Below are 15,673 nucleotides of genomic sequence, written 5' to 3'. Positions count from 1 at the left end.
GGCCGGGGCTGACATTCAAGGTCCACGCACGGCGATCACAAAGTCTTAGGACAGGACAGAGTTTCGCCAGAACCCGCGCGACGGGGCTTTTGTAGGTCAGGACCTTCAGGGTCCTGACGGGACCGCTCGCAGCGATGGCAAAAATGACAGGACCACAAGGGTCCTGACGTGCAAGAGATCAGGAGGATGGTCTTCGTCGATGGCAGGGGTGTCCGGACCGCGAGGGTCGCGACGTACAAGGAATCCGGGGGGACCGGACCGGTCGTGCGCCAAGGGGTGAAGACGACGCCTAGCCCGCGAAGAAAGAGCGGTGGGAGCGGTGTTTTTTGCGGAATGCGCCGATCTCCTGGCCGGCGAGGTCATCGACGATGTCGCGGATCCAGAGGTGAACCAGGGCATCGCAATCATCGACCGAGGCGAAAACATCCTGTCCGAGAAAGTAGTGGCGGACGGGCGGCCCGGCGGCGAAGGTGAGGCGGAGGAGGGTGCGGGGCGGGTCGGTGGCGAGTGCGGGGACAGAAATAGGGCCGCGGAAATCGAGCCAGCGGAGGTCGGCAGGCTCGATGGCGGGCGGGAGTTCGAGCCCGGGATCGACGGGCCACTGGCGGCGGGGGACGGAGAGTTCGAAAAAGATCAGGCGCCCGGCGCGGTCAAAGTCGAGACGGAGGAGGTCGTTCTCAAGGTAGGAGAAGAAGCGACGGCGGCTGGAGAAGACCCCGACCTGGACATAGAGCGCGTCTTCCTCCAGTTGATAAAAACCCCGACCTGGGAGGATGGGTTCGGTCGGGGCAACAATCCGCAGTCTGACCTGGTCGGCAGGCATAGGCCTAGAGGTTCTTGAGCCGCTCCTTGGCCTGCTCGGCCTCGAGGGTGCCGGGGTGATCGTCGACGAGGCGCTGGAAAGTCTGGCGGGCCTCTTTCTTCTTACCGAGTTCCTCCTGGGAGCGTCCGAGTTTGAACAGGGCGCGGCTGGTGTTGGGGGACGCCTTGAAGGTTTTCAGGAGGAGTTCGAGCTGGGCGATGGCCTCGGGGTATTTGCCGAGGGAGTAATAGGACTCGCCGATCCAGTAGTAAGCGTTTTCGGCCAACTCGTGGCTGGGGCAGGCGGTGAGGAAAGCCTGGAAGGCCTGAATGGCCTGCTCGTGTTCGGCGCGGCGGACGAGGACGAAAGCATCGTCGTACATCGTTCCGCACTCGGCATCGGGGGTCGCCGCGGCGGGCGGCGTGGCCGGAGCGGTCCCGGGGAGCGGCCCCGGCGGGGTGACCGCACCGGAGGAGGACCGGAGCTGGCCTTTGGCCTCGAGCAGGTTGTAGAGCTCGTCGATCCGCTGGAGGAGGTCGCTGTAGTTTTGCTGGAGCTGGTCGATCTGCATCTGGAGCTGGTCGATAGTGACCGAGAGATCGGCGCGGAGACGGCGGTTGTCGGCGGCCTCGCCGGCCACCGTCGTGTCGATGTTGCGGAGCATGTTCTGGGTGTCGATGTTCTGCCGCTGCGTCACCTTGATCTGCTCTTCCAGACGGTCGATCCGCTGGGGAGTGACGCAGCCGGTCAGCGCGATGCCCAGAGCGGCCGCCGCCGTCGCGAGGACGGCGGCAGCAGAGTGTTTGGTGCGAGTCAGCATGACAGCACGACCAATCGGTTCATGCTACTGCGAGAGGACGTGGAACTCGCAGCGGCGGTTCTTGGCCCAGGCGCTCTCATCGTGTCCGGGGACGGCCGGGCGCTCTTTACCGAAGCTGACGGTTTTGAGGCGGGCGGGGTCGATGCCGAGGCCGATGAGGTAGGTCTGGACGGATTTCGCGCGCCGTTCGCCGAGAGCCAGGTTGTATTCCACGGTGCCGCGCTCGTCGCAGTGTCCCTGGAGTTCGACGATGGCGTTGGGGAACTCCTGGAGGAGGGCGAAGTTGCGGTCGAGGGACGATTTGGCATCCGGCCGGAGGTTGTACTTGTCGAAATCAAAGTACACGACTTCCAGTTGCTCGTTCGTGAGCGTTTTGGGGGCGGGCGGCGGCGGCGGCGGGGTGGCGGTGTCCGCCGGGGTCACGACCGGCTGAGTCACCGGCGCTTCCTCGGCCACCTGCTTCTTGCCGCACGACGTCAGGGTCAGGGCGACCAACGCGAGCCCGATCATGGTGATCCACGCGAACTTCTTCATGTCTTCTCTTCCTCCCTAAAGGGAATTATTACTGTTGCTATCCTTAGTCACTTTGCACGCAATCTATCCGTTTGCCGAAAAACGGTCAACATAAAACGAAAAAAAAGCATTCCCGGGGTCGTGTCGCAAATTACACCGCGCGCGCAGCCGATGGTTCTCGCGCGCGGGCCGGGCGGGGGCCGCTCACCGCCGCGGGAAGGGCCCCCAGGCGGGGTTGCTGACGTTTTTGGTCTGGGTAAGCCGCCGCTGGTTGCGGCCGCCGGCGTCCATCGTGTACAGGTCGGTGCCGCCGAGGCGCGAGGAGGTGAATATCACGTGCTTGCCATCCGGGGCAAAGTGGGGGTTTTCGTTGTTGCCGAGGTTGGTCAGCATGTGGTACTCGGAGCCGCCGACATCGACCGAAGCGATGTTGAACCCGGCATCGGTGCGGGTGACGAAGACGACGCGGTCGCCCTGGGGCGCCCAGACGGGGGAGTCGTTGTAGCTGCCGCGGAAGGTGAGGCGACGCTCGTTCAGGCCGTCGTCGTTCATCACGTACAACTGGGGCTGGCCGGTGCGGTCGGAGGAGAAGACAATCCGCCGGCCATCGGGCGACCAGCTCGGAGCCGATTCGATCGAGCGGAGGCGGGTGAGGCGGCTCATGATCCGCCCGCCGATATCAAGGGTGTAGATCTCAGCGTCGCCGTCGAGCGACAGCACGCACGCAATCTTGCGGCCGTCGGGAGCCACCGCCGGCGCGGAGTTGATCCCCTCGTAGGCTGCGATTTTCACGACCTTGCCGTCGTCGACTCCCACCTTGTACAGATCGGCCTTGCCCCCGAGGAACGAGGTGAAGTAGATCTCTCTCCCGTCGGGCGTGAAAGCCGGGGAGAGGCAGATGGAGCCGGTTTTGGTGAGCTGGCGCTCGTTGGCGCCGTCGTAGTCGGCGATGAAGATTTCCTTGAGGTCTTTGCCGAGCTGTTTGACGTAGGCGATCTTGGTGCGGAAAATGCCGGGGTCGCCGGTGAGGCGGTAGACGACCTCATTGGCGACGTCGTGAGACAGCTCGCGCCAGTAGGCGCGGTGGTATTCGACCTGGCCTTTGGCTATCTCCTGGTTGTGCGTGACGTCGTAGAGGCGCCAGTAGATGCGGATGTTGGAGCCGGGGAATTCGGCCTCGAGGCGGACGAGGCGTTCGGCGCCCAGGCGCTCCCACCCGAGGAGGTCGACCTCGGTGATCTCGTACACGCGGAGGTAGAAGGTGTCGAGGGGGACGAGGTCGAAGTCGGCGTAGAAGTCGATGTCGCGCTGGACGACCGCGGTGGCGTGGAGCATGAGCGAGGAGTCCTCGGCGGTGATGTACTGGATCCCGATGTATTTCATCTGGTCGACGCCGACCTTGAGGGGTTCGACGGCGCGGGCCTGGATCGTGTCGAACATGATCTGGCGGACGGATTCGCCGGACTGGCTGCGGGCGGAACTCGCGAACGAGAGGAGTGCGGCGGCGAGGATGGTCGGAAACGACAGTCTCATGTCTTACCTCTGCGAAGGTTTGAAAGGAACGGTGATGCCCAGGACTTCGTCCGTGAATTCACGGGGAAGCGGGGGGAAGGGGGTGGCGCGGCTGACCGCGGTCATGCAGGCGTCGTCGAAATCCGGATAACCGGAGGATTGGTCGACGCGCAGTTCGATGACGCGGCCGGAGCGGATCACCTCGAAATAGATGACGCAGGTGACATCGGGCGGAAAGGCCTGGCGGACGTGGAAACCGGAGGCAATCTTGTTGAAGGCCTGGGTGAACCACCAGGGATAGGTGAAACTGGGGTTGTCGATGGTGGCGCCGCCAAAGGGGGAGCCTTCGCCCACCGGGGCGTTGGTCTGCGGGCCGCTCCCGGCGGCGCCGGAGGGCGATTCTCCGGCGGCGGAGGAAGCCGCGGGGGCGGACTCTTCCGGCTGGGGCTGAGGTTTCGGCTGCGGCTTCTTTTCCGGTTTCTTCTCAGGCTTTTTATCGATGACCGCCTCCTTTTCGACCGGCTTGGGCGGCTCGACCGGAAGATCCGGGTTGGCGTCGACCTCAGGCTGGGGGACGGGCGGGGCCGGGATGGCGGCCGGCTGGCGGCCGGGCAACTGGGCGGGAGCGGTGAGCTGGACCCGGATGATATCGGCGAAGGGAAGTTCGCGTTTCTGGGCCAGCGGGATGGACACCAGGGTCACGACGATGACCACGGTGTGGAGTGCCGCCGAGAAGATGATATCCCGGGTTGCCACAATCGGGGTGCTCCTATCGTCTGCGGCCGCGCCGTCCGGCGGCGTTGTCCTGCGGCGGGGCGGTGACCAGGCCGATCGACTCGATCCCCATTTCTTTGAGCCGGCCGATGACGCCGATGGCGGTGCCGTACGCGACCACGGAATCGCCGCGGAGGTAAACCGAACGAGTCCCCTTGGCGGCCATCTCGTCCTGGAGGTTCTTCTCGAAATTATCCAGCCGGGACCAGACGTCGTTGATGTAGATGCCGCCCTTCTTATCGATCGTGAGGACGATGCCCTCGGTTTCTTCTTCGATGGCGGCGGCGCGGGTCTTGGGCAGATCGACCTCGATGCCGGACTGCAGGAGGGGGGCGGAAATCATGAAGATGATCAGCAGAACGAGGACAACGTCCACGAGATTGGCGATGTTAATGTCCGCCATCGGGCGATAGGGGAGTTTTGTGCGGCCACGGCGCGGCATCAGCGGACCTCCCGTCTCACCCGGGCGAGGAACTCGAGGATGAAATTTTGGGAGAAGTCGTTGGCGTATTTCAGCTTACTGTTCGCCCAGTTGTAGGCGATGACAGCCGGGATGGCGGCGCCGAGGCCGACAATCGTGGCCAGGAGAGCTTCGGCGATACCGGGGGCGACCACCGCGAGGGAGGCGGAGCCGCGTTCGCCGATCGACCAGAAGGCATCCATGATACCGACGACAGTCCCGAGTAAGCCCATGAACGGAGCGGAGTTGGCAGTCGAGGCGAGGAAGATGACGCGCCGCTCCAACTTGCCGATCTGCTCGTTGTGGGTCTTGTCCATGACCATCTCAACCGACGCCAGATCCTCATCGGCCAGACTGTGTTTGACTTCCTGCAAACCGCCGCCTTCGTTTTTGGCCCCGACGATCTCAGTAAGTTCATTGTAGCCGGCGAGGAAGATGTGGGAGACGGGGGCGGAGGAGTGCGATTTCGCCTGGCCGATAGCTTCCGACAGAGAGCGGGCGCGACGGAAAGTCTGGAGGAACTTGTTGTTCTCGGCCTCGACCGCTCTGAACTCGCGGTACTTGGCGAAGATGATGGCCCAGGACGTCAGCGACATGAACACAAGGACGCCCAGAATAAAGATGCCAAATGCGGACGAATTCGATATGATATTCCAGATCGGGCCGGCGAGGATGAAGGGAGCAATCGAAGTATCCATATTCTTTTAAACACCCGTTTCACCTAAAGTTTTCGAGGCGGACGGAATCCATCCGCGTTTCCGAAATCGGAGCCGCAACATATCGGGAGGATCCGGCAGGGTCAACTAAAACAGGCGGAATTAAAAACTTGACTGAGCACGGGCGGGGGAAAATCTTCGATCTCAAGCAGCTTTGCAGGTGGAAAAGGAGAGACAGCATACGTTAACCGGACTCAAGGAGAGGAGAGCGGGCAGATGAAGAAGCTACTTGTCGGCGGACTAGTCCTGTTGTGGGCGCTGACCTGCGCTTTCGGGTGCGGTGGCGGCGAGAAAGCAGAGCCGCAGACCGAGACCCAGATGGAGCCGGCTCCGGAGCAAACGGCGCCACCGGCAGCGGAAAGCGTGGCGGTAGATACGATGGCGACTCCGGACTCGGCGGTGACGGACACGGGCGCCCTGGGCGAGTAGCGGGAGAGGTCGAGGGATCGGGGACATGCGGTACCGAGCGCTGGCGGGGCTGTTGATCCTGGGGGCGGGCGTGCTGGTGCTCGGGTGCGGCAAGGGGGGATCGGAGGCCGATGGGCCCCCTGATCGCGTGCCGCCCGAGACCAAAGTGGCGGAGATGAAAGACAGCACGCGTTTCGACCCGGCCGAGCCGGAAGATACGGCGGCTCACGACCCTGAAGAGGGAGAGCCGGCGACGCCGCCTGAATAACGAAAAGCCGCGAAGCGTCCTGAGCTTCAGCGGGCCCAAAGGGCAGCCCCCCGAAAGGATTCGGGGGGCTGTTGTATTTTGGGGAGCGCCGGCCGGCCGAGGTCACTCGGCAGGGAGGAGGCGCAGGCGACCGTCCAGCAGGAGGCGGTTGAAATCGGCGAACACGGCCGCGGCTTTCGACTCTCCGCCGCAGTGGCCCGCCTCCCGGGCGACCGCCACCAGGCCGGCACGGTCGATGAGCTGACGCAGAATATCCCGGGCGGTGGCGCCCTCCAGAGCGGGCTGATCGGATGGGGTGAGGAAGTACCCGCGGTAGACCTCCTCGGGCCAGGGAAGGCGGAAGGTATCCCACGGGATGACGAAGTAATCGAGGTCGATGGAGAGCGCGAGGGGAGGAGCTCCGGGGCGGAAGCCGAGGCGGCCGTCGGGCGCCACCATCCAGTCGAAGATGTTCCATAGGAGTTCCTCCTGCCCGCGCCGGAGGAGGTTGCCGAAACGGCCGATGGCCGCCAGCTCGGGTCCGAGGTGGCCGGTGAGCTCGATGCGATGGCGGGCGCCGGTGTGGTCGGTGAAGTCGGTGAGGGCCTGGCGCGAAAACACCCCCTCGCCGCCGAGCACGACGGCGTCGGAGAGAAGCCCCAGCTCCATGGCGGCAGGGATCCAGTCATCGTCGTGGGGAGAGAGAACCTCCGCGCACAGATTCAGAACGGAGGCCCCGGTGAGCCCGGCGCGCCGGGCATCGCGCAGGGCCCGCAAACGCTCCCGGTCCGGGGGGAGCGCATCGTGGTGGCGGTCAAGGCAGACGAGTTTGCAGGGGACGGGGAGGCGGCCGCTCTCCTGGGCATGGAAAATGAGGGGCACCACCCACCGGTGATCGTCGTGGATGTAGACGGTGCGGGCGTCGAGCGCGGCGGGGCGCATGTTGTCGAGCCGGCCGAGTTGCGGGAGGATCATGGCATACCTCGCGGCAGTGTGTCGTTGCCGTATGATACGGCGGCCGGGAAGGCGGCGGGCAACAAAAAAGCGGCGCTCGGCGGGACAGCCCGTGGACCCGGGGCGGGCCCCGGCCCGGCGAGCGCGGCCGCCGGGTGCAACCTTGCGGGAACCGGCTCGTATAGTGCAATGGCGGAACGAACGCTATTTGTGGAGGAAAGCCCGATGCGATGGTTGTTGGCGAGTCTATTATGCGCGGCCGTGGCTGCGCCGGCAGGACCGGCGGCCGCGAGAGTGCACGAGCGCGGGACGGGGGACGACGGGGAGCGGTCGGTCACAGTCAAGAGTTTCAGCACGTTCGAGGCGGATGACGCGCGGTTCCACCTGGGTAAGGACGAAATCGTGATCAGCCACCTGAACGATCCTTACGAGGAGATCCGGATCACGTCGGACCGGCGAATGTACCTGGATGACGAGGAGATCCCGCTCACGCCGCCGCAGCAGGACCTGGTGGGGGAGTTTTACCAGATCAGCTATGAGATCCGCGCGGAGGCGAAAGGGATCGCCAAAGAGGGAATCACGCTGGGTCTCAAGGGGGCGAAACTGGGACTCCAGGCTGTGGGGGCCGCGATGAAGATGCTGTTTACGGAGTACGATGAAGAGCAGTTCGACCGCGATATGGAAATCGAGGCGGAGAAACTGGAGGCGCACGGGGAGCAGATCGAGAAGCGGGCGAAACATCTCGAAGACATGGTCGAGCAGTGGGAGGAGCTGGGGCGGCAGATGAAAAGCGAGATCGGTCCCCTTCGCAATATGGAGTGGCTGTAGAGCCGGCGCATTTCCCATCAGTTTGAAGAACGCCTGTACGGTCACACGACCGCTGCAGGCGTTCTGCTTTGGGGGCGAAGGGCGGGGCTTGCCGGGACGGCCGGGGCGCCGTATACCAGGTTTCTTGGAGTAAAAAATGGCGGTGCGACGGATTATTCAACTGGGGGATCCTCTCCTGTGGCAAAGGTCGGCGGCGGTCGCGGAGCCGGGCTCGGCCGAAATCGCGGCGCTGGTGCGCGACCTGGAGGAGACGCTGGCGGCGTTCCGGGCCGCTCACGGATACGGACGGGGAATCGCGGCGCCGCAGATCGGGGTCCTTCACCGGGTGATCTTCGTGCGGACGCCGGACGGGAGTTTTGACGGCCCGATGATCAATCCGCGCATCATCGGGGCGAGTGGGGAGCTGCGGGAGTGGTGGGATTCGTGTTTCAGTTTCCCCGACCTTCTCGTGCGGGTGGCGCGGGCGAATCGGATTCGGGCGGTATATGTCGGGCCGCAGGGGACCCTGCGGGAGCTGGAGGCGGAGGGGGAGTTGGCGGAACTGCTGCAGCACGAGATCGACCACCTGGACGGGATTTTGGCGGTTGACCGGGCGTTGTCGGCGAGATCATTCGCGACGCGGGAGGAGTGGGAGCGGATGGGCCGGCCGCTGTAGCGGCGGGGGGCGCACGAACCCACGTTGACACAATCGTGAATGTGCTTATATTACCGATATCATGACGAGGTCGACGGCGGAGAAAGGGTGATGTGAATGAACGCCCGCGCATTGTTCGCAAGTGCGTGATTGCCGGTTGCGGCAGGCACAGCGGGGGCGGGGATGATCACGGTTCCGACGAATCAACCGACAATTCAAGCGGGGATTGAGGCCGCGGCGGATGGGGATACGGTGTCCGTACTGCCGGGAGTGTACGCGGAGAATATCAACTTTCTTGGGAAAGCAGTGAGAGTGATCGCGGCAGGGGCGGTCACGGATGTGGTACTCGAGCCGGCAGCAGCGACCGCGCCGATCGTGTCGGCGGACTCGGGCGAGGGAGCGGGGGCAGCGATCAAAGGCTTTACTATTCGCAACGGAGCCGGAGGCGGCGTGGCGGTGGCCAATGGCGCGCACATGGCAATCGCGGGCAATATCTTCAGTGGTTTCACGGGGGGAGCTGCAGTGTTGGAGTTTAGCCGCGGCAGCGGGAGCACCAAGGTCTGCATTACCAGGAACATCTTCACCGGCAACTCCAATTGGGCGTGTATGTATGGCTGGCTCGACACCGATTCCGTAGTCATTCTGAACAACACGCTCTGGCAGAATACCGGGGGAGTAGTCCTGATGGATCTCTCGCCGGCCGTTTCGGTAGTGAAGGGCAATATCGTGGCCAATTGCTGCGACGTCCACGGCGAGGGGGCATTCCGCAGCTGGTATGTATACAACGATCAATGGAACGGGGAACCGCAATGCGGCCGAATCGAGTACGACGGCGGCTTGAACGGCTGTTTCGATCCCAGGTTCATTGATCCGTCGGCGGGGGACTTCCGACTTCGAGAGGAGTCGCCGTGTATCGATGCCGGGGACCCATCGGCGGTCTACCGTGATCCGGACGGTTCGCCGAATGATATGGGGGCGATTCCCTATACGGGCACGGACTATCCGGTTCCTCTTGGCTTGAGTTTCGGGACGGGGCGGTTCAACAACGTGACGCCGACAGTCACGCCCATGTTCTGCTGGAGCTACTTCGACACTGCGCTCACCTCGCAGGCGCAGTGGCAAGTACAGGTAAGCAGCGACAGCACTTGGGCAGCGGTCGATTTGTGGGACCCCGGGCCGAGCTTTTCGGCAGATACGAGCGCGGTCTATGCCGGAGCGGATCTTCGCCCCTACCGAAAGTACTACGTGCGCGTGCGCGTCGGTAATGGAGGCGCATGGGGGGACTGGCGCTACTCGGCATTCTCTCCGGTTTCCGATGACATCTTCCTGGTGCCGGAAGATTAGCCGGATCTCAAGGCGGCGATGGACCGGGTTGCCGGGCGCGACACGATTATTGTGGGCGGCGGCATATATTCCGGCAGCGGGTGGGTGAATCTGTCTGTGCCGATCGGCCTGAGTTCAGAGTGGGGAGTCGGGCTGACCATCATCGGGGAGGACGGGCCGAATCTCACGCGAATCGAGTGTGGTGGGCAGGATTTCATGCGGGTGGACACCGCGCGGGCGCTGACTGTGCGAGGAATCAGCGTGACGGGCGCCGGAACAGCGCTCAAGCGGGACGCGCATGCGGCCCTGACGGCGGTCAATTGCGTGTTTGACGGAAACGGGACAGTCGTCCAGGATTCTCCCTCGTGGGGTCACATTACGATCGACTCGTGCCGGCTGATAGGCAATGGAACGGCGTTGTCGTTTGTCGAGCTCGAGACCACTTGGGACATTCGGCGATCGCTGTTCAGGAACAACGAGGTCGGTTTCCACTGCCTGCAGACAAACGGAGCGGACGTCTACGACAACGTATTCACGGGAAACACAGTCGCCCTGCGGATAGGGCAAGGCGCATTCGATATTGGCCGGAATATCATCTTCAGCAACGGCTGCGGTCTCTGGACGCAGGGGACTCCCCAGGGCGCGTTCTTCACGTGCAACGACGTCTTCGGCAATCAGGCCGACTACGTGGGCGTCGTACCCGAGCAGACGGGAACCAACGGGAACGTCTCGCTGGACCCGGAATTCTGCGACACGACGGCGGGATTCCGGATGGTCGCCTCCGGCTCGCCTTGCCTGGCGGAGTACAACGAGTGCGGACAGACCATCGGGTATGTGGTCAGCGGTTGCCCGTGCTGCCGGTTGCGCGGGGATATCACGCATTCCGGCGACATAGCGGTGTCGGATTTGACGGCACTGATCGCGTTCCTGTTCCGGGGCGGGGCGGCGCTGCACTGTGTCCAGGAGGCGGATGTCGATGCGAACGACGCCCTCGGCGTGGCGGACTTGACTGCTCTTGTGGGTTTTCTTTTTCGCGGCGGAGCGGCTCCGCCACCGTGCGAAGGATAGACGAGCCGACGGAGCTAGGCTCGGGACGCATACTCCCGGTATCCGCCGGGGTAGTAGCGGCCCGTCTCCAGGTCGAGGATGTCGGTGGTGATGCGTTCCAGGAGGTAGCGGTCGTGGGAGGCCAGCAGGAGGGTGCCGGTGTACCCGGCTAGGGCGTCCTCGAGGGCCTCGCGGGCGGCAAGCTCGAGATGATTCGTGGGTTCGTCGAGCAGGAGCACATTGGCATCGGAGAAGAGAACTTTGGCCAGGGCGGCTTTGGAGCGTTCGCCCAGCGAGAGGGTGGCGATGGTCTGGAGCACCCGGTCGCCGCGGAGGCCGAGGCCGGCGAGGATGGTGCGGGCGCGGGTCTGCTCGGCCAGCCGTCCCTGGAGAACCTCATCGAGAATGCGCGCGGCCGGGTCGAGAATGTCATGCTCCTGTGAGTAGTAGCCGAGGCGGGCGCGCGGGGTCCAGTGAAAGGCGCCGGAAGTCGGTTCGAGGCGGCCGGCGAGGATTTTGAGCAGGGTCGATTTGCCCGAGCCGTTGGGGCCGATGAGTCCGAGGTGGGCACCGCCGCGAAGCGAAAACGAAAGGCCGCTCAGGACAGAGCGGCCGCCGAAAGCATGGGCGAGGTTGGCGACCGTGAGGGGAAGAGGGGCGTCAAGGGGCGGGCAGGCCAGCGTGATGCGGCGCTCCTTCTCAAGGAACGGCCGCTGGGCCTCCGCCTGTTCGCGCAGGGCGGCGAGGCGTTTCTCCAAAGCGAGGGCGGCGCGCATAGTTTTGGACGAGTCGGCCCCGCTTCGCCCAGAACCGGCATCCCGCTTCTGAATGCTCCCCCTCTTGCTGACCGAGCGCTTGAACTTAAAGTGTTCGGTGCGTTCGGATTCGGCGCGGCGCCGGGCAGCCGCCTCGCGAAGCCTCTTCGCTTTCTGCTGCGCTTCTTCGCAGATCCGCTCGCGGCGGCGGCGGTCGGCCTCGCGCGCCGCGCGGTAAAATGAGTAGTTGCCGGAGTAGACCGTCAGGCGGCCGCGGTCGAGCTCCCATATCTCGTTGGCGCAGACATCGAGGAAACGGCGATCGTGGCTGATGACGATGCAGGGGATGGACAGGCCGGCGAGGTACGTCTCGAGCCACTCGAGGGCGGCGATCTCGAGATGGTTGGTCGGTTCATCCAGCAGCAGCAGATCGGGCCCGAGCAAGAGGAGACGGGCGAGCGCGACCTTGGTCTTCTCGCCGCCCGAGAGGACCGCCAGCGGGCGGCGGAGGAGCGACGGGTGGAGGCGAAAACCGGCGCACAGGTGCGCGATCGCAGCCTCCGTGACCGCGCCGCCCGCCTGGTAAAACAGGTTCACGAGGTCGGCATAGTCAACCGACGACTGGTCGGCCGCGGCGAGGCGGCGGCGGAGATGGTCAAGGTCGGGGCGGGCCGACCAGAGGTAATCCTCGACGGAAGCGTCTTCGGCAAAGGCGACCTCCTGGGGAAGGCTGCCGGTGCGGGTGTCGGGGCGGACGGTCAGGCTGCCGGAGACGGGGGAAAGCTCGCTGCGGATGAGCGCCAGAAGGGTGGTCTTCCCGGAGCCGTTGTTGCCGATGAGGCCGACGCGGGCGGCGTGATCGAGGGAGAAAGAGACGTCGGCAAGCAGGAGCTCGGATTGCGTCTCATAGCGGAAAGAGAGATGTTCGGCGCGGAGCAATTCCATAGAGTTTATTGTCGGCGCACGCTGGTGCGGGCATTCGCGGCCGGGTTTTTCCGGGTCGCGGGGCAGCCTGTCGGAACCTGACCGGCACGACTCACAATACGCTGCGGCGACGGGGGGCGCCAGTTGACTTTTCGCGTTCCCCGCGTTACCCTTGCAGCAACGTGCAATGAGGTTCGACCTGAGGAGAGAATCATGAAGTTCAACGGCAGAGAATACCAGCCCTTTGAAGGGGCGTTTCCCCAGCGGACATACGACGAGCGGTTCACCGGACGGCGCCATGTCAGGACGATCCCGCACCGGCGCGACAAGGTCACGACGCTGGATGCGGTGATGGAGGTGATTCGGGACGGCGACACGATCTCCTATCCCCACTACTACCGGACCGGCGACAAGGGTCTTCGGTTGGTGGTCGAGGCGCTGCGGCGGCACGGGAAGCGGGATATCCGGATCTATGGGAACGCGTTTTTCGATCATGTCGACCCGTGGCTGATCGAGGCGGTGCGGGCGGGCGTGATCGGGGGGATCTACGGGAACGTTTACCGGAAATTCGGGCAATATGTGACGGCCGGGGAGCTGCTGCCCTGGGTGGGGGTCGGGTTTTCGCACGGCGACCGGGTGCGGAAGCTGCAGACCGGGGAGGTGACGGTGCGGGCGGCTTTCGGTCCGGTGCCGATCGCCGACCGCTGGGGGAACGCCAACGGGCTTATGGGGAAACCCGAGCATCTGTGCGGGCCGGTGGGGTTGTTCGACGCCGACGCCGAGTACGCCGAGTATGTCTGTCTCCTGGCGGGGACGGTGTCGGAGACGGCCGTGCTGCCGGCGCCGGTTTCGATGGAGCAGGTGGATTTCGTGGTGCCGGTGGACGATCCGGGGCTCAACGAGGGGATCGGCTCGGGGACGCTCGACATGAACAAGGCGCGCACGAACCCGTTCAACGCCCAGGTGGGGGAGAATATCACGCGGGTGATCCGGGCCGCCGGCGTGGTGAAAGATGATTTCAGCTTCCAGGTCGGGTCGGGGGCGGGGCTGCTGGTGCTGGAGAATATCCGCGCCATGCTCAAGGAAATGAAAGTGCGGGCGAATTTCTCGATCGGCGGGGTGACCTCGCTCCACGTGGACATGCTGGAGGAGGGGACGCTCTACCAATTGATGCACGGGCAGTTGTTCGAGCCGAGCCCGCGGATGTTCGCCTCGATGCTCACCCACCCGCGGCACCACGAGATCACGACCGCCTACTACGCCTCGGTGGCCAACAAGGAGGCGGCGGTCAACCTGCTCGACCTCGCGGTGCTGTCGGCGCTGGAAGTGGACCTGGAGTTCAACCTCAACACCGTCTGCGCGGGGGGGCGGATTATCGGCGGGATCGGCGGCGGACAGGATGTCGCGGCCGGGGCGGCTCTCACGATCATCTTCATGCCGCTGGCAACCGGCAAGGACGGCAAGGGGTTCCCGAAAGTGGTCGACCGCGTCTACACCAGGACCACGCCCGGCGAGGTGGTCGACGTGGTGGTGACGGAGGAGTACGCGGCCGTCAACCCGGCCGGCTCAAGCCGCTGCAAAGAGGCCATTCTCGCCGAGGGAAAACGGCACGGAGTGAAGCTCGTCTCGATCGAGGAACTTCGCGCCCTCTCGGAAAAGAAAGCGCGCGAGTTCGGCACGATCCCGCCGACGCCGCCGGCGACCGGGGAAGTCGTCCACATTATCGAGTGGCGGGACGGAACGCTGCTCGACGTGGTGAGAAAGGCCGGCAAGTAGCGGCGGGGACGAGGCCAAAGTGAGGCGGCGATGATACCGGAAACGGCGGTGCTGGCCCGCGTGTACCGCGGGTCGGCGGTAGAGGCGGTCCACTACGGGTCGGCGGCGGTCGTGGACGCCGCGGGGGAGCTGGTCTGGTACGCGGGGGATCCCTATGTCAAGAGTATGACGAGGTCAGCGATCAAGCCGTTCCAGACGCTCGCGCTGCTGAGGACCGGGGCGGCCGACCACTACGGGTTTGAGCCGCGCCAGCTGGCGATCATGTGCGGGTCCCACAACGGGAGCGACGCGCACCGGGAAGCGGTGAAGGGCAACCTGGAGCGGGCGGGGTTCACGGCGGCCGATCTGCAGTGTGGCGCGCACTGGCCGATCGGGATGGAACAGGCGCGGGTGTTCCCGGCGCACGGGGAGGAGCGCGACCCGCTGCGCCACAATTGTTCGGGGAAGCACTCCGGCTTTCTCGCGCTGGCGAAATTTCTGGGCGATCCTCCGGAGCGCTACCTCGACCCGGCGGCGAAGGGACAGGCGCTGGTGCGCCGGGCGCTCGCCGAGGTGTGCGAGTATCCCGAGGCGCAGATGCCGGCCGGGATCGACGGGTGCAGCGCGCCGAACTACCCGCTGCCGCTGTACAACCTGGCGCTGGGATTCAAGAAGCTGGCGGCGACGGAGGCGGCGGAGGAGGGGCTGCGGGGGGCGCTGCGGCGGGTGCGGGACGCCATGCTGGCCCACCCCGAGATGGTGTCGGGGGAGGGGCGGATCGACCTCGACCTGGCGCGCTCGTTTCCGGGGCGGATGGTGTGCAAGATCGGGGCGGAGGGAATCGAGGGGATCGGCCTGGTCGACCCGCCGCTGGGGATTGCGATCAAGATTGCCGACGGGAGCTGGCGGGCGATGGGCGCCATTTGTGTTGCGATTTTCCGGCAGTTGGGGTTAATTGACGATATCACGCGGTTTCCGCTCTTAGGGCCGCACGAGAACCCCGCGGTGCGCAACGCGCGCGGGATTGTCACCGGGCGGATTGCCGCGGAGGTCGTTTTGAAGCGAGCGTAGGCACGTATGCGCGGATTCGGCTATCGGGTTCCCCACCTGGGACGGGACTACCACCAGCGGTGGGTCAAGCGGGCGACCTAACGGCGACCATGTCACCGGATCGTTCACGGCAGTTTTCACCCAGAACAAA

17 protein-coding genes are annotated in these 15,673 nt (G+C 64.7%); 8 read left to right on the top strand and 9 right to left on the bottom strand.

What is annotated here, in order from left to right; genetic code table 11:
* Positions 1 to 289: 289 nt before the first annotated feature.
* The 7 genes from KA261_02380 to KA261_02350 form a co-directional block, all read right to left on the bottom strand.
* Positions 290 to 823 carry a hypothetical protein gene (locus KA261_02380; protein ID MBP7696632.1) on the bottom strand — a complete coding sequence of 178 codons (534 nt, stop codon included), beginning with the start codon at positions 821 to 823 and terminating at the stop codon, positions 290 to 292.
* 4 nt (positions 824 to 827) lie between these two features.
* Positions 828 to 1,622, bottom strand: coding sequence for a tol-pal system protein YbgF (gene ybgF, locus KA261_02375; protein ID MBP7696631.1), 795 nt, complete (start codon positions 1,620 to 1,622; stop codon positions 828 to 830).
* Between the two features lie 24 nt (positions 1,623 to 1,646).
* A complete protein-coding gene (gene pal / locus KA261_02370) occupies positions 1,647 to 2,132 on the bottom strand; it encodes a peptidoglycan-associated lipoprotein Pal (protein MBP7696630.1) in 486 nt (161 codons plus the stop codon).
* Between the two features lie 207 nt (positions 2,133 to 2,339).
* The gene (gene tolB / locus KA261_02365) at positions 2,340 to 3,668 is read right to left on the bottom strand and encodes a Tol-Pal system beta propeller repeat protein TolB (GenBank protein MBP7696629.1); all 1,329 of its coding nucleotides are present in this window, start codon (positions 3,666 to 3,668) and stop codon (positions 2,340 to 2,342) included.
* Between the two features lie 3 nt (positions 3,669 to 3,671).
* Complete coding sequence (locus KA261_02360) at positions 3,672 to 4,403, bottom strand: energy transducer TonB (GenBank protein MBP7696628.1); 732 nt, start codon at positions 4,401 to 4,403, stop codon at positions 3,672 to 3,674.
* Between the two features lie 13 nt (positions 4,404 to 4,416).
* Positions 4,417 to 4,863: a biopolymer transporter ExbD gene (locus tag KA261_02355; GenBank protein ID MBP7696627.1), complete on the bottom strand. Its 447-nt coding sequence runs from the start codon at positions 4,861 to 4,863 to the stop codon at positions 4,417 to 4,419.
* Positions 4,863 to 5,579 (bottom strand): MotA/TolQ/ExbB proton channel family protein, encoded by a 717-nt coding sequence (locus tag KA261_02350; protein ID MBP7696626.1) that lies wholly within the window; start codon positions 5,577 to 5,579, stop codon positions 4,863 to 4,865. Before KA261_02350 ends, KA261_02355 begins: the two co-directional genes overlap by 1 nt.
* A 234-nt stretch (positions 5,580 to 5,813) precedes the next feature.
* Here KA261_02350 and KA261_02345 point away from each other — a divergent pair, with 234 nt between their 5' ends.
* Complete coding sequence (locus KA261_02345; GenBank protein ID MBP7696625.1) at positions 5,814 to 6,026, top strand: hypothetical protein; 213 nt, start codon at positions 5,814 to 5,816, stop codon at positions 6,024 to 6,026.
* A gap of 25 nt (positions 6,027 to 6,051) precedes the next feature.
* Positions 6,052 to 6,273 (top strand): hypothetical protein, encoded by a 222-nt coding sequence (locus tag KA261_02340; protein MBP7696624.1) that lies wholly within the window; start codon positions 6,052 to 6,054, stop codon positions 6,271 to 6,273.
* A 102-nt stretch (positions 6,274 to 6,375) separates the two neighbouring features.
* On the opposite strand, the gene KA261_02335 is transcribed toward KA261_02340, so the two are convergent.
* A complete protein-coding gene (locus KA261_02335) occupies positions 6,376 to 7,227 on the bottom strand; it encodes a UPF0489 family protein (protein MBP7696623.1) in 852 nt (283 codons plus the stop codon).
* 204 nt (positions 7,228 to 7,431) lie between these two features.
* Between KA261_02335 and KA261_02330 the strand changes: the two genes are divergently transcribed.
* The 4 genes from KA261_02330 to KA261_02315 all read left to right on the top strand — a co-directional run bounded on the left by KA261_02330 (position 7,432) and on the right by KA261_02315 (position 11,059).
* A complete protein-coding gene (locus KA261_02330) occupies positions 7,432 to 8,034 on the top strand; it encodes a hypothetical protein (protein ID MBP7696622.1) in 603 nt (200 codons plus the stop codon).
* Between the two features lie 136 nt (positions 8,035 to 8,170).
* Complete coding sequence (locus KA261_02325; protein MBP7696621.1) at positions 8,171 to 8,689, top strand: peptide deformylase; 519 nt, start codon at positions 8,171 to 8,173, stop codon at positions 8,687 to 8,689.
* Between the two features lie 162 nt (positions 8,690 to 8,851).
* The gene (locus KA261_02320) at positions 8,852 to 10,012 is read left to right on the top strand and encodes a right-handed parallel beta-helix repeat-containing protein (GenBank protein MBP7696620.1); all 1,161 of its coding nucleotides are present in this window, start codon (positions 8,852 to 8,854) and stop codon (positions 10,010 to 10,012) included.
* An 18-nt stretch (positions 10,013 to 10,030) separates the two neighbouring features.
* Positions 10,031 to 11,059: a hypothetical protein gene (locus KA261_02315; protein MBP7696619.1), complete on the top strand. Its 1,029-nt coding sequence runs from the start codon at positions 10,031 to 10,033 to the stop codon at positions 11,057 to 11,059.
* A 14-nt stretch (positions 11,060 to 11,073) separates the two neighbouring features.
* Here the strand turns inward: KA261_02315 and KA261_02310 are convergent, their stop codons facing one another.
* Entirely contained in the window at positions 11,074 to 12,738 is a 1,665-nt protein-coding gene (locus KA261_02310; protein ID MBP7696618.1) for an ABC-F family ATP-binding cassette domain-containing protein, read from the bottom strand.
* Between the two features lie 192 nt (positions 12,739 to 12,930).
* Between KA261_02310 and KA261_02305 the strand changes: the two genes are divergently transcribed.
* Together KA261_02305 and KA261_02300 are read left to right on the top strand one after the other, a co-directional pair.
* Positions 12,931 to 14,493 carry a hypothetical protein gene (locus tag KA261_02305; GenBank protein MBP7696617.1) on the top strand — a complete coding sequence of 521 codons (1,563 nt, stop codon included), beginning with the start codon at positions 12,931 to 12,933 and terminating at the stop codon, positions 14,491 to 14,493.
* Positions 14,494 to 14,523: 30 nt separating this feature from the next.
* Positions 14,524 to 15,543 carry an asparaginase gene (locus tag KA261_02300; protein ID MBP7696616.1) on the top strand — a complete coding sequence of 340 codons (1,020 nt, stop codon included), beginning with the start codon at positions 14,524 to 14,526 and terminating at the stop codon, positions 15,541 to 15,543.
* The last annotated feature ends 130 nt before the right edge of the window (positions 15,544 to 15,673 follow it).

This window comes from Candidatus Zixiibacteriota bacterium, assembly GCA_017999435.1.
Classification (GTDB): domain Bacteria; phylum Zixibacteria; class MSB-5A5; order GN15; family FEB-12; genus JAGNLV01.
The sequence above is the reverse complement of the archived record's forward strand: the minus strand, read 5'-3'. Positions and strand labels throughout refer to the sequence as shown.

What these genes read in the sequence shown, in the direction of transcription:
- KA261_02380 (MBP7696632.1), bottom strand. Translation starts at nt 823, where the DNA reads ATGCCTGCCGACCAGGTCAGACTGCGGATTGTTGCCCCGACCGAACCC.
- ybgF (MBP7696631.1), bottom strand. Translation starts at nt 1,622, where the DNA reads ATGCTGACTCGCACCAAACACTCTGCTGCCGCCGTCCTCGCGACGGCG.
- pal (MBP7696630.1), bottom strand. Translation starts at nt 2,132, where the DNA reads ATGATCGGGCTCGCGTTGGTCGCCCTGACCCTGACGTCGTGCGGCAAG.
- tolB (MBP7696629.1), bottom strand. Translation starts at nt 3,668, where the DNA reads ATGAGACTGTCGTTTCCGACCATCCTCGCCGCCGCACTCCTCTCGTTC.
- KA261_02355 (MBP7696627.1), bottom strand. Translation starts at nt 4,863, where the DNA reads ATGCCGCGCCGTGGCCGCACAAAACTCCCCTATCGCCCGATGGCGGAC.
- KA261_02350 (MBP7696626.1), bottom strand. Translation starts at nt 5,579, where the DNA reads ATGGATACTTCGATTGCTCCCTTCATCCTCGCCGGCCCGATCTGGAAT.
- KA261_02345 (MBP7696625.1), top strand. Translation starts at nt 5,814, where the DNA reads ATGAAGAAGCTACTTGTCGGCGGACTAGTCCTGTTGTGGGCGCTGACC.
- KA261_02340 (MBP7696624.1), top strand. Translation starts at nt 6,052, where the DNA reads ATGCGGTACCGAGCGCTGGCGGGGCTGTTGATCCTGGGGGCGGGCGTG.
- KA261_02335 (MBP7696623.1), bottom strand. Translation starts at nt 7,227, where the DNA reads ATGATCCTCCCGCAACTCGGCCGGCTCGACAACATGCGCCCCGCCGCG.
- KA261_02330 (MBP7696622.1), top strand. Translation starts at nt 7,432, where the DNA reads ATGCGATGGTTGTTGGCGAGTCTATTATGCGCGGCCGTGGCTGCGCCG.
- KA261_02325 (MBP7696621.1), top strand. Translation starts at nt 8,171, where the DNA reads ATGGCGGTGCGACGGATTATTCAACTGGGGGATCCTCTCCTGTGGCAA.
- KA261_02320 (MBP7696620.1), top strand. Translation starts at nt 8,852, where the DNA reads ATGATCACGGTTCCGACGAATCAACCGACAATTCAAGCGGGGATTGAG.
- KA261_02315 (MBP7696619.1), top strand. Translation starts at nt 10,031, where the DNA reads ATGGACCGGGTTGCCGGGCGCGACACGATTATTGTGGGCGGCGGCATA.
- KA261_02310 (MBP7696618.1), bottom strand. Translation starts at nt 12,738, where the DNA reads ATGGAATTGCTCCGCGCCGAACATCTCTCTTTCCGCTATGAGACGCAA.
- KA261_02305 (MBP7696617.1), top strand. Translation starts at nt 12,931, where the DNA reads ATGAAGTTCAACGGCAGAGAATACCAGCCCTTTGAAGGGGCGTTTCCC.
- KA261_02300 (MBP7696616.1), top strand. Translation starts at nt 14,524, where the DNA reads ATGATACCGGAAACGGCGGTGCTGGCCCGCGTGTACCGCGGGTCGGCG.